This window comes from Fluviicola sp. (genome assembly GCF_030151805.1).
In the GTDB taxonomy this organism is placed as follows: domain Bacteria; phylum Bacteroidota; class Bacteroidia; order Flavobacteriales_D; family Crocinitomicaceae; genus Fluviicola.
Map to the genome: position 1 here is coordinate 1 of NZ_JASLCN010000338.1, position 24,727 is coordinate 24,727.

The window sequence follows — 24,727 nt, forward strand, 5'->3', positions numbered from 1 at the left end:
GTAGCCGAACTTCGGTTGGCAGGTAAATAGATATCCATTTTCTGCTGATTGTCATTTCCGTAAGAAATATCCTGGAGATTGTATGTTTGATTGACTTCGTAAACCGGCTCCGGATCAGCATTTTTCTTCTTGCAGGCAACAAGAAAAATCAGTAACAAACCGAGGAAAGGGAAGATGATTTTATTCGCGAAGCGGGAGTTGAAACACGACATATTCAAAGCACTTTTTCACTAAAAATAATCCTTTTTGTTCAAATTTTAGAACGGGAAGATCAAAAGAGCATTTCAGGTGCCCCATTTTTCCTTTTTTGACCCTTCCGAATGTTATCAGAATGAAAAAAAGACATTAAAATCAATCAATTTATTGATTAACAATTGATTAGTTTTTATTTTTTTTTCGATCGGAGAATTTGTTAAAAAAACGTTGTGATATCAATGATTCGAGGCGAATTAATTTAGTTGAAACAAACTTTTTTGACAGATTTTGTTTTGTAAAATGCTGTAACAATGATTGTTATAATAAAATAGATTATATATTTGTCCCGATGTGCCTCAAAGCACATTAAACCATTATTCACTATGAATGACTTCGATTCCACATTGAAGCCACACACTATGGGCTTCACTATTCTGAAAAATTCAGAGCACGGGGTGTATGGCGCTCCGAACGGTTGTGAAATTCTCAATCCTGAGAATTTTCCTACGCTGGTACACGATTATCTCAAACGGGAACGGGAGTTTCTGGAGCATCAAATGATCAATTACGATACGTTAATCGAAGGAGGTTGTTTTGATGGCACTTACCTCAAATGGAGTCACAAACGCGAACTGAATTACATTGGCGTGGACGTTATTCCGGATTACATCGAAGAGGCGAGACACCGGTCGGCATTTTTTAATGTGGCCCAGGAACGGCACGAGTTTCATGTTCTGGATCTCACAAGACTTTGGGAATTGAATGAGCGAAGCGCTATGCTGGCTAACCAGGAAAACAAAGTCATGCTGCTGATTCCGTTTAACCTGTTTGGAAACATTACACCGATTTCAGAGCTCGTAAGTGTTCTCCGGAATTGTGAATACGATTTCCTGATCAGCAATTTCTCCACATCCCGGATAGCAACGGAAACAAGAAACCAGTACTACAACAACTGCGACTTTTTGAATGTCACAATGAAAAGCAACGACGACGGAGTTCATTTTACATCGGAAGACGGCCTGGATTCCATGGCTTTTAGCGAAGAATGGATGTTCCGGCAGTTCGAAGGAATGAATTTAAAAACCATTCCGCTCGGCGATGTGGGAATCGGTTATTTACGGGTTCAGTAATTACCTCATTTTACTACAATGACAGATATACAAAAAGGCGAAGTCGAAAAATCAGAAGTGTTTGATTTGCTGGAATTACGGGTGGGAACGATCACAGGTATTGAGTTGGAACCGTCCGCCAGAAAAACTTCTTACCGCTTGACGATTGATTTCGGGAAGTTTGGCAAAAAAACGAGTGTTGGGCGTTTTACCCGGCACAGCATAGAAGAATTGATGGGAAAACAGGTGGTCGGAGTGTTGAATTTCCCACCGGTTCAAATGGGAGATACCCTTTCTGAAGTGCTTATTTTGGGCGCTCAGTTTCCCAAAGCCGACAGTGGGGAAGCAACGATTCTTACTCCGTTGATTCCTGTAAAAATAGGAGGAAAGATCTTTTAAAGATCCGAAAAATAGAAACTACTACTATCTCAAGAACTGAAATATGAACGACGTAGCGATCTTTTATATGTGTTTCGATCATCGGAGCAAAGAACCCGAATGGCAGGAATTGGTTCGGTTTTTACCTGAAAATCTGCAGGAAACTGTAAACAAACAGTACCATTGGCAGGATCGTTTCAGAAAAGCAGCCGGGAAATTAATGCTGTTCTATTCCCTGGAAAAACTCGGATATGTTAATTACGACCCGGAGATGCTGCAGGCAGACGAAAACGGCAGACCTTATCTTTCCGATTGTGTGGATTTCAATATTACACATTCAGGCAATTACATCATTTGTTCTATCAGTAGAGAAGGCCGTATCGGGGTAGATGTGGAATATACACAGCCGGTTGATTTACAGGAATTCAGACATATCCTCAATGACAAGGAATGGAATTGGGTGGTCAATTCTTCCAATCCCAACAGACGGTTTTATCATCTGTGGACTTTGAAGGAAAGCGCAGCAAAAGTAGATGGAAAGGGAATTTTCATTCCTTTTCAGTCGCTTGAAATTGATCATCACCAAATTGCCTATGGAACGCATCGCTGGTATTTCAGAAACCTGGCGCTCGACGAAGAACATGTGGCTTATATCACGGCAGAAAAACCATTCGGACAATTGGAAGTGTGCGAAGTTGGATTAGAAGAAGTCAAAACCTTTGCGCTTCAACAAACCAATGTTCGAAAGCTTGCTTCCAACAACAATGAATACATCTAATTTGAAAGTTATGTCGAAGAAAAACAATCCGGTAAGTATTGAACAACGCATACGGAATCTGAACAGGGAGAACCTGTCAGAATTGGAAGCTGCTTCGCGTAAATGGCTGGATTCCGGCGTAACCGGAAAAATTCCGAAACGTTTGCAGAAGGAAACAGCTCCTTTGTCCTATTCGCAGGAAAGATTGTGGCTTGCGCAGCAGATGGTTCTGCAAAGCCCGATCTACAACCTCAGTTTTGTGATGCACTTTCAGGAACTCAATATGCCGGTTTTCAAACGGGCTGTTTACGAACTGACACGCAGACATGAAGCATTGAGAACAACCATTCAGCTTCGGCACGGAAAACCAATGCAGATCATAACGCCTTCTGTTCATCCACGAATCACGATAGATGATTTGCGGCATTTTTTACCGGAAAAGCGCCATGCTGAATTGAATAATCAGATCTCGAAAGCAAGCAATGCTCCGATAGACCTCACAACAGGACCTTTGTTTAAAATACACATCATCCGTTTACAAGATAGTGAGTACTGTGTGCATTGTGTGATCCATCACATCATTTCGGATGGCTGGACATTGGAATTGCTTTCTTCTGAAATTCGCGCATTGTATGAAGCCTATGAAGAAAAAAGATCCGTCGATTTACCTCCGGTTCCGGTTCAATACGGTGATTTTGCAGAATGGCAGCGAAACAACCTTGCTGACGGTTCACTGGCAGAACAAGTCTCTTTTTGGAAAAAAGAACTGGAAGGAGTTCCGCAGGTTGTGACTTTTCCGAATACCGGATCACGCCCGGAAATTCTGGGCTTTTCGGGAGAATCCCAATACTTCCACATCTCGAAGAAAACCATTGAGCGACTCAATTCCTTATGCCGGGAGGAAAACGGAAGTTTGTTTTCAGCTTTACTTTCTGCATACGCACTATTGGTTGCGAATTATACCAACGAACACGATTTGGTAATCGGTACACCGGTTTCGAACAGAACCTTTTCCGAGGTTGAAAATCTGGTGGGATATTTTGTGAATACGCTGTTGATCCGCACGCAGATGGACATGAAGCAGGATTTCAAATCCTTGTTCCGCAATGTGCAGCAAAAAGTATTGAATGCACAGGACAACCAGGAAATTCCGTTTGAGAAAATTCTGGAGGAATTACACATTGAACGCACTTCCGATCATCACCCCTTGTTTCAATTGGTTTTCTCTTTGGAACAATCCGTTGCGGGAGGATATTCCGGTGGTTTGGCCGATTTGAATGTGCACTTAAATGCAGATGGAAGAAAAAATAAATCATTTGTAGTAGATAAGCTACAGCCCGGAACTTCGAAATTTGATATGACGATGATCCTTCATGAAAATGACGATACGGTTACCGGAGTTTGTGAATACAATACCGACATTTTTTCCTCCGGATTTATCAGTGTTTTCTTACATCATTTCTTGCAGTTGTTGGATGCCATTGCTGAACATCCGGATGTGCCTGTTTCCGAACTGGCTTTCCATTCGCACGGAGAATTGCTCTTTTTGGAGAAACTGGCTGTCGAAGCAGAATTTGAACTGACGGATGCTGATTTGGAAAACATGCCACAGGTGATTTCGAAAAAACAGCTTTTCGGAAATCAGGTTGCCTATGTGGTGGATCAGTATGAAAACCTGTTGCCAATCAATGTCAGAGGGCAATTGTGGATGGGCGAAATTTCCGGTAAGGCAAGTGATGTCGAACTTCGTCCGGTTGGCTATGAAGCATTGATCAGCGAAACGGGTAAAATCCGGGTTCTCGGGAATGTAGACCGTTTTGTAAAACTAAAAGGGCGTTTTCTGAATCTCGATACGCTGGAAAAAGCGTTGAATCAGGTAGAAGGAATAATTGCTGCTTCGGTTTCCCTGGACGAACAAAAAGTATTGGCAGTTATTGACGGTACGGAAGCACACTCCGAACTAGCAAAAAGAATCAGGGTGCAACTCCGGGAGAATTATTACTGGCTGATGAGCGATTTATACCTTTCAAGCCTGAATGCGGAAGTTTCTGAAAACGGACTCGCGAAAATGGTTCCTGTTCATGCTGACAGATCATTGCCTCTTACCCCGATGGAAGTTACACTGAGTGCAATCTGGAAAGAAGTGTTGGATGTAAAGAAAATTTACCGCGAAGATCATTTTTTCGACCTGGGAGGGAATTCCATGACCGCTTTTCAGGTGCTCAACCGGATTCAAAAGTATTTCGATTTGTCCATTGAAATCAATCAATTGTTCACCTATCCCTCCCTGCAAGAGTTTTCTGCATTTTTGGAAACATACCAGGAAGAGGTTCTGAATTCCGAACCAACTAATTCAACAAATCCAATTGAAGCAGATGATTGGTTGGAAAAACTGGTTTCACAGGAAGAATTCCCCTTGTCATACGGGCAGGAGAATTTATGGTATTTGTATCAACTGAATCCGGAAAGTCCTATTTACAATGTTCCGCTTGTTGTTCCGTTCGGACAATTGGTTTCCCCGGAAAGCATGCAGCGCGCATTGACTTTTGTGGTAGAACGTCACCCAATGCTGCGATCCCGTTTCTTTTCAGATTCCGGTCGTCCGGTACAAGTGGTGACGGATTCTAAGGATTTTTCGTTGGAATTAATAAATCTAAAAGACAACGAAGAAGCTGTAAAAAAAGCAAATGAAATCATTTCAGAAGCTTCTTCCCGGGGCTTTGATCTGGAAAACGGCCCGGTTCTGCATACCATGCTTTTGCAATTCGGGAATTCGTATTCCTGGTTGTTTGTGAACATGCATCACTTACTCAGCGACGGAAAATCGCATGATTTATTGATCCGGGAAATCAAACATGTTTATGAAGCAATGACTGTCGGCAGTATTCCCGAGTTGGCCGGAATAAACATGCAATACGCTGATTTCGCATTGGAGCAGCGGAAACGTCTCACAGGAGATCATCTCGAGAAACTCCTGCGATTCTGGAAAAAAGAACTCAAAGGAGTTCATCCCTTGCTGCAATTACCGGAAAGTAAAATCCGTCCGCAAAAACCATCTTATCAGGGAAACAGCATCAGCTTTGTATTACCGGAAGATTTGACCAAAAAAATCCGCCATTTTTCTCAGGAATCCGGTGTGACGGTATTCATGTCGATGCTTACTGTTTTTAAAGTCCTGCTTTACAGGTATTCCAAACAACAAGACATCGTGGTGGGAATCCCGGTTTCGAATCGTTCGCATACGGAACTGGAACGCGTGGTTGGTTATTTTGTGAATACAACGGTGATCCGAACAAAAATTCAGCCCAATACAACATTTAAAACCTTACTGAAAAATACCAAACGAAACCTGCTGAATGTTTTCGCACACCAGGAAATGCCCATTGAAATGCTGATTTCCGAATTGAAACCGGAAAGATCTGCAGCATATCATCCGTTGTTCCAGGTGATGTTTTCACATCAGGAATTGCACGACAGTCAGCAAAAAGACTCGGATGAAGGAGTTACCAAAGAATCGTTTTCGAACAAGACTTCGAAGTTCGATTTGTCCATGTCTGTCGGGGAGTCATCCAATCAGATTCAGGGAACGCTGGAGTATTCCACAGATATTTTTGAACTGGAAATGATGCACGAGTTTGTAGAGAATTACGTGTGTCTGGCACGTGCATTTTTTGCGAATCCTGCACTCAAATTGCAAAACGATCAATTCCAAACAATTTATCAGGAGAAATCTCCGGCTTCAGATGTATCTGTGATCGGAGGTATCAGACTGAACCGGAAACGGATAACAAATTACTTACACGGACTGGAAGGAGTGAAAGATGTGTTTGTTCACGAATACAAAGACTCCGGTCGAAGTAAACTGCTTGCATGCATGGTGCTTCATCGTAACACGGAATTGGAATCAATTCTGGATCAGATCAAGCTTCCGGATTATATGACACCGGCAACGATAATCGCAATTGACGCTCTTCCGATGAAGAAGGATGGAATGGTCGACACAAAAAGACTGAGCACAATCGTAAAGGCAAAACAACAGCATTCGACTTACGTTCCACCGGTTACAGATACACATCACAATCTGGTTGAATTGTGGAAAGAAGTATTGGAAAAGCAGCGAATCGGGATTCGGGATAATTTCTTCGATCTGGGAGGAGCTTCACTGATTGCCATGCAGCTGCTTTCACGTGTGCGCCAGCTTTACGGAATTGAAATTCCCGTAGGTTATTTCCTGGATCATCCGACCATTGAAGAACTGTCACTTTATATTGATAGTTACCTGGTGAATGATTCAGCGGAACAAAAATCCAAACGCTTGCCTCCGTTGGTGGTGGTTCAGAATAAGGAACGAATTCCGTTGTCCTACATGCAGGAACGTTTGTGGTTTTTGGATCAGTTCGAACCCGGAACATCGTTTTACAACGTCATAACGATCTGCAGATTTGATGAAATACCGGAAAAATTCTTACTCGAACAGGCTATTTCCGATGTGATCTCACAGCAGGAAGCCTTGCGAACCACGTTTACTTTTCACAACGACAGACCTTTCCAGGTCATTCACGAACCGGGTGAAGTAGTTTTGGAAGTAGAAGATTTACGCGAAGTCGCAGATCCCGTTCAGAGAGATACAATCATTGCGCGCTTGTGTCAGTTGGAATTGACAAAACCTTTTGATCTCGAATCAGGACCTTTATTTCGTTATAAAGCCATTATCGCAGGTGAAAATCAATACTTATTGGTTTTGACGATGCATCATATTATTTCAGATGCCTGGTCGCTGAATTTATTGAATACATTGATTCAGGAACGTTATCATAGTCATGTTCGGGGAAGCATTTCACCGATGAACCCGCTTTCCATTCAATACCCGGATTTTGCAATCTGGCAGCGCCGGCTTTTACGGGGGAGCAGATTGGAGAGCCTGGAAAACTATTGGCGTGAAAACCTGAAAAATCTTCCTTCGTTGTTGGAATTACCAATCAGCAAGCGGAGACCACAATATCAAATATTTGCCGGAAGCGCTGTAAAAGTGGATCTTTCACCGGAGATTGTACGTGACTTGCGTGAAATAGGGAAAGAACATCACACCACACTTTTCACAGTCATGCTGGCGGCATACAATGTCTTATTGTTCCGCTATACGGATCGTACGGATTTACCGGTGGGAATTCCCGCAGCAAACAGAAACAGACCCGAACTGGAAGAATTGATTGGATTTTTCACCAATACCCTGGTTGTCCGAAGTCAGTTTCATGAAACGGATAGTTTTGAAAATTTGCTTGACGCGGTGAAGAAAACCTGGAATGCTGCGCAGGAACACAATGAAATGCCGTTTGAGAAACTGGTTGAATTGATCCAGCCACAGCGAAATACGTCTTTCAATCCACTCTTTCAGATCATGTTTTCGTTCCATAATGTCGGATTGACTGAAATTGACGAGCAGGAAACGGCTACATCCAATGAAATCATTTCCGATGTAGAACACAGCATTTCCAAATTCGACCTGACATTGCATGCAATCGAAGGGAAAAAAGGAATGCAGCTGATCGCAGAATACAACACCGATTTATTCGAAAACACATCCATCAAGCGTTTTTTGAGTCATTTTGTGAACCTGTTGTCCGCAATCAGCGAAGATCCGAAAAAGGGAATTCATAACCTGAACATGCTGGATTCGGAAGAATATTCGCAGGTAGTTCATACCTGGAATGAAACAGCTGAGGAAAAAACAAAATTTGCCTGCATTCATCACTTCTTTGAAGATGCAGTTGGGCGCTTTCCGGATCAAATTGCCGTTGCTTATCACGATACGGAATGGACCTATAAAAAACTCGATCAGGCGGCGAATCAATGGGCAAGATTGTTAAGAAGTCACGGTGTTGGACGCGGAATCCGTGTGGCGGTTTGCCACGATCCGTCGCCGGAACTCATGATGCTGACCCTGGCTGTTTTCAAAGCGGGCGGAGTGATTGTTCCCCTGGATAAAAAATACCCGATTCAGCGCTTGTGCTACATGCTGGAAGACTCGAATGCACAGGTATTACTGGCAGACCAATTTGTTGCACCACAGTTTGAAGCGTGGGAAGGTAAACTGATTGTGGTGAGTGAGGAAGAATTATCTCCGGCATCGGGCTATTCTCTTGAAAAACCGGAAGAATATTCCACGGCAGAAGATTTAATTTACGTGTTGTATACTTCGGGATCTACCGGAAAACCGAAAGGAGTTCCGATGCAGCATAAAGCAGTGTGTAACCTGATCGAATGGCAGATTCAGGCATCCGGAAACCGTGTATTGCCAACCATGCAGTTTTCACCTACCAGTTTTGATGTCTCGTTCCAGGAATTATTCAGTACCTGGGCTGTCGGAGCAACATTGGTCATGTTGGATATTGAGGAAAAGGGAGATCCTTTCAAATGCCTGGAATTATTGGAAAAACATGCCGTTGAACGGATGTTCCTGCCTTTTGTGGCTTTGGATCAGTTGGCGAATGCGGTAAAGATCTCCGGAATTTATCCACCGCTGAAACAATTAATAACAGCCGGAGAGCAACTTCGTATGACTCCGGAAATCAAACACTGGGTTTCCAATACAAAAGGGTGTGTGCTGGAAAATCAATACGGACCCGTTGAAACACATATTGTTACAAGTCATTTCTTAGAAAGCCGGGAACAGCTGGATGAAGCACTTCCTCCGATCGGAAAACCCTTGATGAACAATACGATTTACATCCTGGATAAATACGATCAACCCGTTGGTGTTGGTTTGGTAGGAGAATTGTGTATCGGTGGGGAACAGGTTGCTACGGGTTATCACAATCAGCCGGAGAAAACGGATGAGAAATTTGTTGTTGATCCCTTTGCTGCAGACGGTACCAAAATGTATAAAACCGGAGACAAAGCCCGCTTTCAGGAAAACGGTGATATTGAATTCATCGGAAGAATCGACAACCAGGTAAAAATAAGAGGCTTCCGGATTGAGCCTGGAGAAATTGAATCGGTATTGACAACCCACGACGATATCCGGGAAGCGGTAGTCGTATTTTACGGAGATAATTCAGCGGAGCGTATGTTGGTTTGTTACATAATAACAGCAAACGGTTTGGAAGAATTGCCGGATTTGAAGAAATTCCTGGCAGAATACTTACCGGAATACATGATTCCTTCCCGTTTTATTCTGCTTACCGAATTGCCAAAAACACCGAGTGGGAAGATAGATCGCCTCTTACTTTCCGGTTTACCGCTTCCGCAACTGCAAAATGACGATGAGGATGCACTTTCGAAAACACCTCTCGAACAAAAACTGGCGGAATTGTGGAAAGAAATCCTGGGTGTATCAGCCGTTGGCATCCACGATAACTTTTTCGATCTCGGCGGTCATTCCCTTCTGGCTACCCGATTGGTATCCCGCATTTTGGATGAGTTTGGAGTGAGATTACCGGTTAAAATCATTTTTGAAGCACCGGAACTGGAGAAAATGGCAGTTGAAATTGTGGTTTACCAGGCAGTGAACCTTTCCAATGCAGAAGAATTAATCACGAAAATAGAATCAATGTAACCGGCCAAATAAATTTTTTGAATCACTAAACAATAACTGAATATGGAAAATGAAGAGAACGCTAAGAATGACCTTGGCAAAAAAGGAGCTCGTGAACAGAAAGTAACGAAGGCTCCGGAAGAAAAAGTCGTTGCTGATGACCAGGTGACTGATGTGTTGAAGTACTTAGACTTTGCTTTCAATGATTGTTTCAGCAAGTTGAAAAACAATGAACTGGAAGCTCAGTACAAATTGCAGAAAGTACAGATCGACTACCAGGAAGAAGTGCGTAAAAGTTCGGACCCGGCAGACAAAGATGGAAAGAGCAAATTGCTCGATGTAGAAAAAGGATTTCAATCCACTCAGGCTGATTTGAGTAAAGAAGCAGAATCTGAGCGGGAAGAGATCCAAAATGCTTACGTAGCTGCATTGAGTGATGTCTGGAAACGGGTTCAGGCTGAAGATGCGGATCTGCGCAGATTGGTTGAAGTGAGCCAATACTTCAATGAATACGCTACCCGCGGTATTCATATCCTTCAAATAAAGTAAACGATAATGACCATGGAAAGAATAGATGAAAAAAGCTTACATGGGCTGTTTTTGCAACGGGCGCTGGAGAATCCTCAAAGCATAGCTCTTCGTTGCGACACTAAAACAGTTACCTACGCCGAATTGGATAAGGCTTCAGATTATTATGCGGGGAAATTGATCGAATCAGGAATCGGAGCCAATGATTTTGTGGCTTTGTGCTTTGACCGGAACAACGACATGATTGTTGGTATTCTGAGTATTCTGAAAGCCGGAGCAACCTATGTTCCGGTGGATCCGGCTTATCCGCGGGAAAGACGCAATTTTCTCCTGGAAGATTCAGGAGCAAAGGTACTTCTCTGCGCACCGACAAACGTTCACCTTTTTAACCTGGAGGGAACTTCTGTCATTTTGCTAGACACTGCAGCTGACACGGATAAAATTGCAAAAACAGAGAAAAAGACGGTTGAATCCGGAGAAAATGCATACATGATTTATACTTCCGGAACGACCGGTAAACCAAAAGGAGTATTGGTCACGCATCAGAATGTGCTTCGTCTTTTTGAACAGACAGATCCGATTTTTGGGTTCAATAAATCCGATAAATGGTCTTTGTTTCATTCTGTTTGCTTCGATTTTTCGGTATGGGAAATCTGGGGAGCACTTCTTTACGGAGCGGAATTGGTTGTTGTTCCGTACGCAGTAACCCGTTCACCGGAACGTTTCTACCAATTAGTACATGATCAGAAAATTACGGTTCTGAACCAAACACCAAGTGCATTCCGGAATTTTGTTCAGGTCGATCAACAAGTTGAAAACAATTCTTCTGCAATCCGATACATTATTTTCGGAGGAGAAAAGCTGGAATATGACCTGGTAAATGAATGGGTAGAACTACATGGGGATGCAGCTCCACAGCTGATCAACATGTATGGTATCACGGAAACCACGGTTCACGTCACTTACAAACGGATCTTCCGCGAAGAAATCCGTGCTGGAGAAGCTTGCCCGATCGGTTTGCCGATTCCGGATCTGACCATTCATTTGTTGGATGAAGCCGGAGCACCTGTAGCTGTTGGTTCACCGGGTGAAATGTATGTGTCTGGTGCGGGAGTTGCGGTAGGCTATCACAACAGACCGGAATTGAATGCAGAACGTTTTGTAACGAAAGTGATCAAGGGTGAAAATCTGAAAATGTATCGTTCAGGCGATTTGGCTTACAAAGACGAAAGAGGGCAATACTATTACATTGGTCGCAGTGATGATCAGATCAAATTGAACGGTTTCCGCATCGAACCACGCGAATTGGAAAGTATTTCCAAAGAAAACGAAGAGGTTACGGATTCGGTGATTCTGAAGGCAGATTTTGGTCCCGGTGATGAACGCCTGATCAATTTTGTACTTACCCGCAGAGCCCTTTCTGAGAAAGAAGGTCAGAGTTTGATCAATCGACTTTCAGATGCGTATCGAAACCGGGTTCCGGTTCACATGGTTCCTTTTACGCATGTGTTATGGGAAACATATCCCAAAACCATGAACGGAAAACTGGATAAAAAGTGGATGATTCAGCAGGTTTTGGATAAGCAGAAAGCGGCATCTCACACGAAAAAAGCAGGTTCTGTATCCGAACAATCGCTTGCCATTTGGGAAGAAGTATTGCAAAAACAGGTGCTGAACTCAAGAGCAGACTTTTTCGATATCGGAGGTACTTCATTGCAACTCATCCAACTGATGCAGCAAACGAAGCAGAACTTTGGTGTGCAGCTGAATATGGGCGGATTTGTTAGTGGATTAACATTGGAAGCTTATTCTGCTGAAGTGGCAAGAGGTCTGGCTAAAAATATCTGGAAGAGCATTTTGAAACTGGAAGAACTGCCGGAAAAACAAGATTTTTTTGATCTGGGCGGAACCTCGCTTCAGTTGATCCAACTGATTCAACAAACCAAAGAAATATTAGCGATAAAACTTGAAATGAAAGAGTTTATCGAAGGTCTTACGTTCGAACTATTTACCAAAACGATTGAAAAACATGTTTCGACGCAAGTTCAGTTAAATAATGAATAATAACCAAAAAGAAGTGAAATGAAAGAATTCAAATTGACACAGCAGGAACTGGAAGATTTCAGAAAGAATGGTTACGCTGGACCATTTACCCTTTACACACCGGAAGAAATAGAACAACTTTGGAAGCGCGAGCGATTGGCTTTATTGGATCGTTCAAATGCAGTTTATCCCGATGATGAAAGTATTTCGGCAAATACGAACATTGCCAATTATGACCGTCATCTGGACAATCAATTTTTGGCGGAGCATGTATGCCGCAGAGAAATCGTAGACCGCGTTCGCAGTATGTTGGGTGATAACCTGTTATGCTGGAGAAGTGAGTTTTTCCCGAAATACCCGGGAGACGAAGGTACGGATTGGCACCAGGCAGATACATTTGCGAATGCAGGTGGTGAGCCTCAGATTTTATGGCCGGAAGCGGAAGAATTCGGTGGTACAATTACCGTTTGGACAGCATTTACAAATACCGATAAATCAACAGCTTGTTTACAGTTTATTCCCGGAACACACGAAGAAATGTTCTACGATGAAACAAAACAAATGGAATATGATCCTTCGAAAAACGAAAACGTTGAAAAAGAAGGAATGAGACGCGGATTCTTCGGATATGATTACCGTCAATTGCAGAAAGATCCGAATTGGAAACCGGATGAAGAAAAAGCTGTTTCCATGGAAATGAAAGCCGGTCAGTTTATCATCTTCTGGTCTACTTTGATGCACGCTTCTCATCCGCACGAAGGAAAAACAGACAATATGCGTTTGGGATACGTAGCGCGTTACGTGCCCTCAACAGTAAAGGTTTATCCGGGACTTTCCGAAATCAACGAATACGGAGGAGCAATCTCCCTGGAAAGATTCGGTTGCGTGGAAGTTTCAGGAGAAAATCAATACGAGCATAACCGCATATTGAAGGAAACAACAACAGGTGTTCCATTTAAGAATCTGATAAAATATGAAGAGGCATCCTTATAAAGTGACTCTTGCTGAAAAGTTCGATTTGATTCATGAATTCTGGTCGCCCGGAATTGTTGGTGAATTAAACGGACAACATGTGAAGCTGGCAAAATTTCGGGGGGAATTTTGCTGGCATCAGCATGACGATGAAGACGAACTGTTCCTGGTTATCCGGGGAAGAATCGTGATCAAACTGAGAGATGGAGAACTGGTATTGAACGAAGGAGAATTCGGGATCATTCCGAAAGGAGTAGAACACATGCCCGTTGCTGAAGAAGAAGCACATATCCTGTTGTTCGAACCGGTTTCTACCATCAATACAGGAGAATCCGAAAATGAATTGACAACCAACCCAGATTGGGTTTAAACTACAGAAATATGATAGAAACAAAGGAAATTGAAGGTGAAAGATCAGCACTGATCTCATCTGTTTTTCCGATTCTTTCGGTAATTGAAGGAAGTCCGAGAGTTGTAATTTCTGAAGATTCGGAGCGGGTAACAGAGCTGAAAGAACAATTGCAACAAGCGTTTGTATGTGGTAAAAATTCAGATCGTAAAGAATTACGATTTATGAATCAGGCACCGGATGACATCACTTCTTTTGAGATGGCTGTAAGCAATTTCATTGCATTGGAATTACAGGCCGGGAAAGATACTTTGGCGTTTAAAAATGAAACTCCGGAGGAAATTCAGGTACTCAGTCACGACAATATTCCCTTGCGGGTTTATCATATGGGAGATGTCAGTAATGAACCTTTATTGGTGGTTCCACCCTGCGGGATGCCGAAAGAATTGTACATCAACTGGTTGAGGAAATTGTCGGAACATTATTTCGTAGTTAACTGGGAAGCGCGCGGTTTGTTTGTAGATCCGAATAAACTGGAAGATGTTCCATTCAGTTTGGAAGATCAGACAAAAGACCTTTTTTCGGTGATTGATCACTGGGAATTTGACAGCGTGCATCTGCTTGGTTTATGTGGGGGCGTAGTTGTTGCATTGAATGCCTGCCAAATCGCTGAGGAGCGTTTTGCTTCACTGAGTTCCTGGCATGGTGACCTGGATTTCGGACCGGCTTCCGAAAAAACACTGCATCAGAAAAATACGCTTTCACTGATGAATATGGGAGCTAAATCCAGAAGCGATGCCGCAATGATCCACAAACAGCTGATGTCGAAACCGAGTGTGTTGAACGCCTTGTCCGAAGAAATCGCGCATCTGGTTTTGTATCCGTATGCTTCTCCGGAATTGTTCTACAATTATTCCCGACTCAACGGAGAACTGATGTCTATTGATGCAACTGCTTTGGCACAGGGTTTACAATTGCCGGTGTTGATCGTAACGAGTAAAGAAGACAATACGGCTCATCCTGATGGCTCAAATTACCTGGGCAAACTTTTACCGCATGCCATTTACATTGAAGAGGAACAAGGTCCTCACATTGCAGTTTTTACAGCTCCTCAGAAATTGGTAGATCACCAACTGCATTTTCTCGGAGTTCAATAATTAGGATGTATTAATTTTTAAAACGATAAAATCATGGTTGAAAAGAAAAACGTTTGGGAAGCACTTGAAAGTGTCGAAACATTGAAATTAGAAGAAAGCGTGCAGGTTAAACTGGAAGCTTTATTAAAGAAATTGGTCAGAGCGCGCGAAGATATCTCCAAAGAACTGGAGAAAAGTCATTTTGAGTTGAAGTCTGAATACGAAAGAGCAATGCTTGCAGGCACTCATCCGGAAGGCGGACAGATTGAAACAGAACGTCGTTTTACAACTGGTCAGTACGACTCGCGAAAAGCGTATGAAGAAAGCCATAAAGATGCGCTGACTGAATATGAAAATGCTGTCAAAGAGGTTTTCAATGAAATCGATTTGGAAAATGCGGATTTGCGTACCATTGCAGATGTAAGCCATTTAATCTGGTCGTTTGCGAATATCGCAGCGCAATAATTTTCGGAGAAGACAACTGTTGGCAGAACAAGCGAATGCCATTTTCGAACCGGAAATGATCAGTGACATGCAGGTATTTATTTTGCCCTTTGCGGGAGGAAACAGCTATTCGTTCCATTTTTTGAAACCGCATTTCAGTTCTACCACTGAAGTACACGTGCTGGAATTGCCGGGGCGTGGGAAACGCATACAGGAAGCATTACTCAAAACGAGCACAGAGGCGATAGCAGATTATTGCCTGCAGATTAAGAGCTTGCGTATGAACCCTGAAACTCCGTATGTGATATACGGACACAGCATGGGAACCTTATTGGGATTGGCGGTTGTTCGTAAACTCGAAGAACTTGCCGATCCCCCTTTGCGTTTTGTAGGAACGGGAAGTGCGGGACCCGAAGTGACTACTGACCTGGATTTCCAACGGCATCAGATGAATGATCACCAGTTGAAAGAAGAATTACTCCGTTTGGGAGGTGCTCCCAGGGAATTACTGGAAGATCAGGATATGTTTGCGTTTTTCAGTAAACCCATCCGTTCTGATTTCGAAATACTGTACAAATCAATCCGGTGGGATGAGGTTCGGATTCGCACAAGCTCTTTTTTCGTGATGGGAAACGACGAACTATTTACCAACAGAATCAATAACTGGAAAAAATATACTGTCGGACCTGCACATTTTGCACTGCTTCCGGGAGATCATTTTTTCATTCACAAACATCCGGAAAGAATTGCAGCACTGATCGAAAAGGGCGAATCTGCCATGGAGATTCGTTATTCTTAGAACCTACCGAAGCCAGTCTGCACGCAATTTTTGCTGTTCAGGAGTGCTGTTTTCAACTTCCGTGATCTGGCCGTTTTCCACCTTGAATCCCGCTTTGAGCAACATTTCTTCCAGCGGAAGTGCTTCCGTTCCTTCAATGTAGTTGGTGATAAACAGCTCAAGCTCCTTGTAACCGGTCATGCTCACGATTTCCGAAAAGAGTTTGTCATCCTCAAACGGTTTCCCCTGGCCGTAGCGCTCAGTTAATTGCAGCACCAAATCCTTTACCCCATATTTTCCACCGGAACATTCCCGCAATTTGATATCCAGGCAGAGATTGATTAAAGCTCCTTTCAGGTAAACATTGTAATATTCGTCCTGCATTTCCATCGGATGAAGACTTAATTCCGTAAGTGCAAGGTTCGGGTTGAACTCCTTCATGGTCATCATTTTTTCTTCTACGGTATTCAAAAACTCTTTTTCCGTTTTCAACCCCGTTTTCACAGGCATGTGCATCATAAAGTATTCCGTCATTCCTTCATAGAGCCATAAATGCTTTGAAAATTTCGGATCGTTGTAATCGTAATTCTCAATTTCACGTGAGTGCAAGCCCAATGGCATCAGGGTATGAAAAAACTCATGACTCGCAATTCCGTAAACATTCTGCTTGATCGTTTCGAGATCCAAAGGCATGTATAACAAAATCAATGTCGAATTGGAATGTTCCAACCCATCTCCGATTAAATGGTTGCTGTTTTTTGCAAGATTGTGGTAAATAATAAACGTGTAGTGATCTACGGGAAGTTTGTTATTCAGATACTTTGTTTGAGCGATCAAAAGCGGGCGGATGTATTCGGCAATGTCTTTGGAGATGCGTTTTCCGGAAGTGGAATAGCAAGCAACTTCGACCGAAATTCCCGGCAGGTGAATCATCGTTGTGTCCGGAATCGCATACAAAATCGGGTTGTCTACCAGTTGATGATAATTATCCGCCGTGAAGAGATCCTGATCCGGTTTGATTGTTTTTTTCAGACTTGTTGCCGGATACAAATGGAGTCCTTTTTGAATGCTTACTTTGACCGGGTGATTGATATGGCCGCGGAAATACCCGAAAAGACTGTTCGGAGTAATGACCAGAGAACTGTCGCTGAATGAACTTGCCGCCGAGCGATAAAAACCAGATTCCATTTTCTCATCGAAAGCCTCCCAGGCATCATCCACCCGATAGGAAAGACTTGCGATCTGTTTGGCATCATAGATTTTCCAGGAATTCAGATCGCTTTGTTCCACTCTGAGTTTTTTTCCTTTTTTGTCGAAAACCTCAAAAGACGAGATGTACTGCCCGAAATTCATTGCCCCGTAAATTCCCGGAACGATTTTCGGGAAACAATACGTGAGCGTGTCTTCAGAAAAACCACTGATTTTTAATCGAACAGAAAGCTTGTCGTCCGGACGGTTTTTGATACTCGTTTCGTAGCGGTATTCCATTTGCTTTGTTTGCCCGTAAACAGGTTTGGAAATACCCGCGAGGACCGCAAAAATCAAAAGAAGAAGAGCTGTTCTGTTCATTTAGTTTGTTTGAAATCTATCCTTTAGACGACCGGAACATAAATAAGTTACAGGAAAGCGGACAAAGACAGAAAAGTCAATGAGCCTGAAGTCATGATTTTGCGGTGTTTTTTCTTTCCCCGGGATCAAAGGGGGGCATTCTGCCCGGTTTTTTAGCGAAATGATCAAAAACCCCGTAATTATACCTGTTTTTTGAATCCGGTATTTCTACTGTTAAATCCACTTGGGATTCTTTCCAGATTTGCAGATGTAAAATTAGCAGTGGTTTTCAAGTGGAATCCGTCTCCATTTACCAAACGGGGGCGGAATCCAAAAACCAAATGAACAGGTATTAAAATAGCATTTCTATTTTAACCAATATCACTGAAAAAGAAATGTAGCGCAATAGGGGTTTGTAATCCCAACACGGCTGAAGATAGATTATTTATGGCGGAATATTCAAGGGTTTCGTCGGAATAAATTACGCTTCTGATTTGTCCTCTTGAGAGTAAAGAGTCAACAGATTTTCAAAATCGAAAAGCGTTTCCCTTTGAGAAACGGGAAACGCCTTTTCTTTCGTAATAGTCTATTCCGGTTCCCCGTTTAATATACTGAAACAGGTTTTAAATTGTTTGTTTTGCCAAACGGTTAGATTTATCTGTTTGTTTTGTTTTTTGCAGGTATTTATACCTGTTTTTTGGAACGTGTCTGTGAGACAAGTGGAAGTTTTGTATAGATTTGACTCAGATTTCTAAGAGTTAGAAATTGCAATTTTTAAATTATTCTTGATAAAAACGACTTGAAATTATGAAAAAGACAATTTTGATCGCTTCCGTACTCCTTAACATCGTATTGGCAGTTTTGGTAATCATGCCTCTTGTCTCAAAAGACTCGAAAGACGAAATAAAGAAGGAATTGCGTAAACATTACCTGAGCAGTACGGCAAATGAAGTTCATATTGATGCTGCCATTGATAATTTAAAAGCTTTCAACAAAAAGTACAACTACCTCAGAGCATACAAAATCTCCGCAATGGATATGATGGAAGTAATGGGAATTGATACGCTTACAACACAGCCACGTTATACAAGCTGCAGAGCGTATTTAGGATTGGATACCGAAGGGAAATTCAGAATGTACCTGACACCGGTTGAAAATAATGTGGATCTCTTTTTTAATCCGATGGACAGTGTTGCTTGCCCGGCTAAAACAAGCAGCTACGTTTTGGACCTGATCGCACCTTGCCCGAATACGTGTGATTATACGAGTCCATTATACACATTTATCAAACCTAAACCCCAACCTTGATTAATACCAAATTCATTTTAATATTGTTTCATCTTCCACTATTTGCTATTGCATTGTATGCTTTAGGAATCTGGAAGAAGTTGAAACCGGAACTAAAAATTCTCGCGTGGTATTTGGTTCTTACAGGAGTTTTGCAGATCATTTCGTTAGTGCTTTGGTTTCTCCATGTAAACAACCTGCCAATCCTGCATTTTTTAGTTCCCCTACGTTTCGTTTTATTGGTTTTTATGTATAAAAGCATCCTGAGCGGCTATGTCCGCTCTTGGGTGCTTGATGCATTGATGATCGGTTTCTGCGCATTTTCAGTATTAAATACTCTGTTTTTAGATCCCTGGAATACCTTCAATTCCAATGCAATGACCGTCGAAAGTATTGTGATGATCATTTTATCGTTGTCAACCTACGTTTTTTTGATGGACAAACGGATGACCGAACATTTGAAGAATTACCTGCGTTCTGCCGAATTGATGAATTCGGGAGTCTTCATTTATTACACCTCGTCTCTCCTCCTGACTTATTTCGGAAAGTATATCATTCAGGTGATAAATCCTGAATTGAGTCGCTATACTTGGATTATACATGGAATTTTTTCCGTAATTATGTACTGTTACTTCTGGAGAGCGTTATGGAAACAGAACACCACATAACTTTCATTGAAACCTTGTTCCCTTTTGTTGGCATGGTTTTCCTGATTGCCGCAGGAGTGGTTTTCCTAACCCAGCAATTTCGTAAAAATCTCTACAGAGAGCAATTAAAGCAAGAAGCGTTAAGAAATCAGCACCGGCTGGAACTGCTGAGATCCGGAATTTTAATCCAGGAACAGGAGCGTAAACGCATTGCCCAGGACATGCACGACGATCTGGGAGCAGTATTGTCCATTTCCAGGATGCATTTGTTACAGGCCGAACGTAAATACGGTCACATGGATGAACAATTGGTTGCAGATCTTCAAAATGTGCGGCAATTAACAGAAAGTTCCATCGAAAATATGCGTCGGATCAGCCACGAATTAATGCCGCCGCAATTGGAACTCTTCGGAATAATCCAAACGCTGGAAGCAGTTTGCGAGCAATTGAACAACACCGGTAAAATCAGGAGTATTTTCTATGCAAACGATGACATTCATGCATTCATGAAAGACGAATTGATTGATCTGACCTTGTACCGGGTTTGCATGGAGCTGATTAACAATACGATCAAGCACGCTGAAGCAACAGAATTAAGAATAACGATTACAGGTTCTGAAAAGGAAGTAACGATTCATTATGTGGATAATGGAAAGGGACTGCCTGCCGAAAGCATCGGTAAAGGGGCCGGATTGAAGAATATCAGAAACAGACTACTATTTTTGGAGGGAGATATTTTGTTAGGTACCGGGCAGGAAGGTTTTCATGCTACGGTGAATCTCCCCCTGCAATCGATAAAAGCTGAATTGGAAACATAAGATGAAAGAACACATTACAATCGGATTGGTAGAAGATCAATTATTATTCAGAAATGGAATCAAAGCCATTTTGAATAGTTGGGATGAACTGGAAGTCATTTTTGAATCCGGTGAGGGTTATTCTGTCATTGAACGTTTGCACGAAACCGGAACTATTCCGGATGTGATGCTCGTTGACCTGTCGCTTCCTGCGGATGGGAATAAAGCTTATTCGGGAGAACAATTGACAATTGATCTGGCCGAACATTTTCCGGAAATGAAAGTATTGATCCTTTCCGGTTACCAGGACGAACATTTTATAGCGAGATTAATAGAAATCGGAGCACACGGTTATCTGGTCAAAGACAGCGACCCGCTGGAAGTTTACCAGGCAATTACAACGATTCATCAAAAGGGAGTGTATATCAATCAATTGGCTCTGAAAGCAATCCAGCGAAATTTCGGTAAACGGACGAAAAGTGTTGTTCAGACAAACTCTGATCTGACCCGTCGGGAAATCGAAATCCTTCAGCTGACCTGTGAACAATATACTGCCGAAGAAATCGGGGAAAAACTCTACATCAGCGTAAAAACAGTTAACGGACATCGTGCCAATCTTCTCCTCAAAACCGGTTCCAGAAATGCTGCGGGTCTGGTGATGTATGCCGTTAAGAATGGTTTGGTAGATATTTGATTTCCCGGATAAAACACTTTCAAAATAGAAGTCGGAATCAAATCCGATGGAATCAAAAACCGCTTAAAATTCATTTTGAAAATGGTTTAATCAAAAAATTGACGTATTTTTCAAATTGAAAATTCATGTCGATATGAAAAAAGGTAGGAACAATCTTCTTTTTGAGCGTATTCTTTTTGCCGTAATCGGATTGTTGCTGATCTTCGTTTGTACAACCGGATATTGGGTGTACGACCGGCTTTCGCAGGTTTCCGAGAGCCCGCTTCCTACAGATTTAAAAGAAAACCGCCGCTTCATCGTTCGCGATTTGAATAACAATATTCTAAAAGCGGATAATTTGACCTATTCCTACTTGTATCAAAATAATCCGGATGCACCTTTGGATTTCGAGATCCTGGAATCACAGACAAACCGCAAGATCAATTTATTGCAATCATACAAACCGGAAGACTCGATCTATCAGAAAAAGATTCGGAAATTGAGTGCTTTGGTTCAGGCACGTTTCTTCAACCTGGATACTTTGATGAGTATCAAAAATGAAAACCGGGTGAATGAAACAATGTCAATTGTCGAGAATGAAGTAGAAAATGCCAGTCAGGTTGCCAAAATCAAAATGGAAATCCGGGACCAGGTAAATGAACTTCAGAATTCCCAGTCTTCTCAGACTCCTGTTGTGTCTCAGCCTTCTCAAAAACAGGAAGAGGCTAAAAAGAAATGGTTTCAGCGAAAGAATAAAAAAACAACAACAGAACAACCGTCAACTCCTGCTCCCGTTGTGCACCAGCAGTCAACCCCACAAGTAAAAATAAAGGCTTCGGATATTGCCGCGCAAAGTACAAATGAGATTGCACAGAAGATCCGGTCGGTTAAAACGGCAGCGGTTTCGAAAGAATCCAGGATGAACCGTTATAAATTGACGCTGGAACAGGAGAATAATTTATTGAGTAAGGAGATCGGTCAGATTTTTCAGTCCATCGAATTGTCCGACAAAAAGGAGCTTCTGAAAGAAACCCAACATGCCAAACAGGTAGCTGCGGAAACCAACCAGATCATTTTTCTTTTCAGTATTATTTCCAGTTTGTTGATCATCATGATCGTGGTTCTGATTATTACACTGTTTAATAAATCGAAAGAAACGAACTACCAGTTGAAACTGGCTAAGGACAAAAGCGATCAGCTCACAGAAGCAAAATCACGCTTTCTGGCAACGATGAGTCACGAAATCCGAACACCATTAAACGCCATTTCAGGTTTTACGGAACAGCTTTTCTTTGAGCCCTTGAATCAAAGTGCTGCCAAGAAAGTGAAGATCATCCGCAATTCGGTGAAACACCTTTCCCAGATCACGAACGAAATCCTGGATTTATCCAAACTGGAAAAAGATCACATTCAATTGGAAACGATTGCTTTCAATCCTGCCAATGAAATCATGATGCTCCACGAACAATATGAATTGCAGGTGCTGGAGAAAAATAACCGCCTGGTAGTGGAACTGGATGAAAACCCTTTCCCGAATGTAATGGGTGATCCTCTGCGTTTTCGTCAGATCATCATCAACCTGATCAGTAATGCGAATAAGTTCACAAAAGACGGGTTGATTACGATTGATTTGAAATTTGAGCAGCTTGATCCGCGAAACATTCGTTGTTTGATCGAAGTGCAGGATCAGGGAATCGGGATGTCCCCCGGACAAAAAGAACGCATTTTCGAACCCTTTGAGCAGGCAGATCTGACCGTAACGAGAAAGTATGGCGGAACAGGTTTGGGCCTGAGTATTACCAAACAGATCATAGACAAGCAAAATGGTTCGATTCGTCTGAATAGTGAAGAAGGAATTGGAACGACTTTCTACATAGAAATTCCATTCGAAGTGACAGAAGAAAAGATCGATGCTCCGCGCGCGCCTTCGCGGACAGATTTCTCCTTCCTGAAAGATAAAACGGTATTGATCGTCGATGATGAACCCTTTAACCGTACGCTCTTACGAAGTATGTTTCACGGAATAAATGTGAAATTACTTGAAGCAGTTAACGGACTGGAGGCTCTGGAATCTTTGAAAAACAATGACATCGATTTCGTTCTGCTGGATGTGCGCATGCCGGAAATGAACGGACACGAACTCCGGCAGAAAATGGCGGAAATGGAGACCCTGAACCAGATTCCGGTAGTAGGTTTAACCGCCACTCTGGATGATGAAAAAAGGCAGGAGATGCTGGATTCGGGCTGGACGGAAGTGCTTACAAAACCCGTTAACCCGGAAGAACTGCGGAGGATATTATTTAAAATATATAAAGACCATAATATGGGAACTGAATTAGATGAGGCAGATTTCAAGAGTCTCCAAAAACTGACAAACAATAACGATAGTTTCTATACCGAACTTCTGCAAACATTTGTGAGTTCGACAGAAAACGGTTTGTTGAAAATCAGGGATCTGGTTCAAACGGAGAACTGGGTCGAAATTTCGGAATTGGCACATCAACTAGCCGCTCCGTTCAAGCATTTCGGGGCGAATAATTGCTACACGACTTTGAAAGAAGTTGAACGAATGGGGAAAGAATCCAGGATTGATGCTGCTTCCATGAAAGAATTAATCGAAGTATTCGAAGAGCAGGCGAATCACATGATTACCCAGGTGAAAGACAAATTAAACTCAAATGACTGATATGGAAACCGGAATCACACAACGCATTTTCATAGTTGAAGACAATGACTGGTATCAAAAATTGTTGGTGCATACTGTTTCATTGAACCCGGATTACGAAGTAGAATCCTTTTCAACCGGAAAGGAACTGCTTGCCCGTCTGAACAATGAAATTCCGGATTTGATCACCATGGATTACCGTTTGCCGGATATTTCGGGAGAAGAATTATTGGAAAAGATCAAATCAATCAGCCCGGGAACACAGGTAATTGTTATTTCAGAGCAAGAGGAAATTGAAACGGCAGTAAGTTTGCTGAAATTGGGGGCGTACGATTACATCGTAAAAGGAACCGATATTCGCAACCGCTTGCTGAATACACTTTCCAATGCGCAGAATCAAACAAAACTCCTGAAGAAGATCGAAAAACTGGAGCAGGAGGTTCAGACGAAATACAATTTCAGCGATACGATTATCGGACAGAGCAGTAAAATGCAGCACATTTTCATGTTGCTTCAAAAGGCTGTTTCGAACAACATTACTGTTTCCATAACAGGAGAAACCGGAACCGGAAAAGAAGTCATTGCCAAGGCAATTCACTACAATTCCATTTACAAAGACAAACCCTTCGTTGCAATCAACGTGGCTGCGATTCCGAAAGAATTGTTCGAAAGTGAGTTGTTCGGACACGAGAAAGGATCGTTTACCGGTGCGAATCAAACCCGAATCGGAAAATTTGAAGAAGCAGACGGAGGAACGTTATTCCTGGATGAAATTGCAGAATTGGACCCGGTGTTCCAGGCAAAGTTGTTACGTGCATTACAGGAGCGTGAAATTACGCGTGTGGGCGGAAATAAGATCTACAAATTCAATTGCCGAATCATTGTTG

18 protein-coding genes and 1 pseudogene are annotated in these 24,727 nt (G+C 42.3%); 17 read left to right on the forward strand and 2 right to left on the reverse strand.

Going from position 1 to position 24,727, the window contains the following annotated elements; all coding sequences use genetic code 11:
- Positions 1-212, reverse strand: a pseudogene (locus tag Q1V93_RS12785) (hypothetical protein); the annotation flags it as partial.
- 366 nt (positions 213-578) lie between these two features.
- On the opposite strand from Q1V93_RS12785, the gene Q1V93_RS12790 reads away from it, so the two are divergent.
- The 11 genes from Q1V93_RS12790 to Q1V93_RS12840 are packed head-to-tail and all read left to right on the forward strand — an operon-like array spanning position 579 to position 16,244.
- Complete coding sequence (locus Q1V93_RS12790; protein WP_300665247.1) at positions 579-1,325, forward strand: hypothetical protein; 747 nt, start codon at positions 579-581, stop codon at positions 1,323-1,325.
- An 18-nt stretch (positions 1,326-1,343) separates the two neighbouring features.
- Entirely contained in the window at positions 1,344-1,703 is a 360-nt protein-coding gene (locus Q1V93_RS12795; RefSeq protein ID WP_300665249.1) for a tRNA-binding protein, read from the forward strand.
- A 43-nt stretch (positions 1,704-1,746) separates the two neighbouring features.
- Positions 1,747-2,460 (forward strand): 4'-phosphopantetheinyl transferase superfamily protein, encoded by a 714-nt coding sequence (locus tag Q1V93_RS12800; RefSeq protein WP_300665250.1) that lies wholly within the window; start codon positions 1,747-1,749, stop codon positions 2,458-2,460.
- Positions 2,461-2,470: 10 nt separating this feature from the next.
- Entirely contained in the window at positions 2,471-9,994 is a 7,524-nt protein-coding gene (locus Q1V93_RS12805; RefSeq protein WP_300665252.1) for a non-ribosomal peptide synthetase, read from the forward strand.
- A gap of 42 nt (positions 9,995-10,036) precedes the next feature.
- Complete coding sequence (locus Q1V93_RS12810) at positions 10,037-10,522, forward strand: hypothetical protein (RefSeq protein WP_300665253.1); 486 nt, start codon at positions 10,037-10,039, stop codon at positions 10,520-10,522.
- A 12-nt stretch (positions 10,523-10,534) separates the two neighbouring features.
- Entirely contained in the window at positions 10,535-12,565 is a 2,031-nt protein-coding gene (locus tag Q1V93_RS12815; protein ID WP_300665254.1) for an amino acid adenylation domain-containing protein, read from the forward strand.
- Positions 12,566-12,583: 18 nt separating this feature from the next.
- A complete protein-coding gene (locus tag Q1V93_RS12820; protein ID WP_300665255.1) occupies positions 12,584-13,537 on the forward strand; it encodes a chlorinating enzyme in 954 nt (317 codons plus the stop codon).
- Complete coding sequence (locus Q1V93_RS12825) at positions 13,518-13,886, forward strand: cupin domain-containing protein (RefSeq protein WP_300665256.1); 369 nt, start codon at positions 13,518-13,520, stop codon at positions 13,884-13,886. Before Q1V93_RS12820 ends, Q1V93_RS12825 begins: the two co-directional genes overlap by 20 nt.
- A gap of 11 nt (positions 13,887-13,897) precedes the next feature.
- On the forward strand, positions 13,898-15,022 hold the full coding sequence (locus tag Q1V93_RS12830; RefSeq protein ID WP_300665257.1) for an alpha/beta hydrolase: 1,125 nt from the start codon (positions 13,898-13,900) through the stop codon (positions 15,020-15,022).
- Positions 15,023-15,055: 33 nt separating this feature from the next.
- Positions 15,056-15,466 carry a hypothetical protein gene (locus tag Q1V93_RS12835; RefSeq protein ID WP_300665258.1) on the forward strand — a complete coding sequence of 137 codons (411 nt, stop codon included), beginning with the start codon at positions 15,056-15,058 and terminating at the stop codon, positions 15,464-15,466.
- A gap of 19 nt (positions 15,467-15,485) precedes the next feature.
- Positions 15,486-16,244: an alpha/beta fold hydrolase gene (locus tag Q1V93_RS12840; protein ID WP_300665260.1), complete on the forward strand. Its 759-nt coding sequence runs from the start codon at positions 15,486-15,488 to the stop codon at positions 16,242-16,244.
- Between the two features lie 3 nt (positions 16,245-16,247).
- On the opposite strand, the gene Q1V93_RS12845 is transcribed toward Q1V93_RS12840, so the two are convergent.
- A complete protein-coding gene (locus Q1V93_RS12845) occupies positions 16,248-17,792 on the reverse strand; it encodes a hypothetical protein (protein WP_300665261.1) in 1,545 nt (514 codons plus the stop codon).
- A gap of 786 nt (positions 17,793-18,578) precedes the next feature.
- Here Q1V93_RS12845 and Q1V93_RS12850 point away from each other — a divergent pair.
- From Q1V93_RS12850 to Q1V93_RS12875, 6 genes are all read left to right on the forward strand, one after another.
- Positions 18,579-19,079: a hypothetical protein gene (locus Q1V93_RS12850; RefSeq protein ID WP_300665262.1), complete on the forward strand. Its 501-nt coding sequence runs from the start codon at positions 18,579-18,581 to the stop codon at positions 19,077-19,079.
- Positions 19,076-19,726: a hypothetical protein gene (locus tag Q1V93_RS12855; protein ID WP_300665263.1), complete on the forward strand. Its 651-nt coding sequence runs from the start codon at positions 19,076-19,078 to the stop codon at positions 19,724-19,726. The genes Q1V93_RS12850 and Q1V93_RS12855 overlap by 4 nt, the downstream gene beginning before the upstream one ends.
- Complete coding sequence (locus tag Q1V93_RS12860) at positions 19,705-20,523, forward strand: histidine kinase (RefSeq protein ID WP_300665264.1); 819 nt, start codon at positions 19,705-19,707, stop codon at positions 20,521-20,523. The genes Q1V93_RS12855 and Q1V93_RS12860 overlap by 22 nt, the downstream gene beginning before the upstream one ends.
- A gap of 1 nt (position 20,524) precedes the next feature.
- Complete coding sequence (locus Q1V93_RS12865) at positions 20,525-21,196, forward strand: response regulator transcription factor (RefSeq protein ID WP_300665265.1); 672 nt, start codon at positions 20,525-20,527, stop codon at positions 21,194-21,196.
- Between the two features lie 133 nt (positions 21,197-21,329).
- Positions 21,330-23,861, forward strand: a complete 2,532-nt coding sequence (locus Q1V93_RS12870) for an ATP-binding protein (protein WP_300665266.1) — start codon at positions 21,330-21,332, stop codon at positions 23,859-23,861.
- A partial coding sequence (locus tag Q1V93_RS12875; protein WP_300665268.1) for a sigma-54 dependent transcriptional regulator occupies positions 23,854-24,727 on the forward strand: 874 nt, incomplete at its 3' end. The genes Q1V93_RS12870 and Q1V93_RS12875, both read left to right, overlap by 8 nt.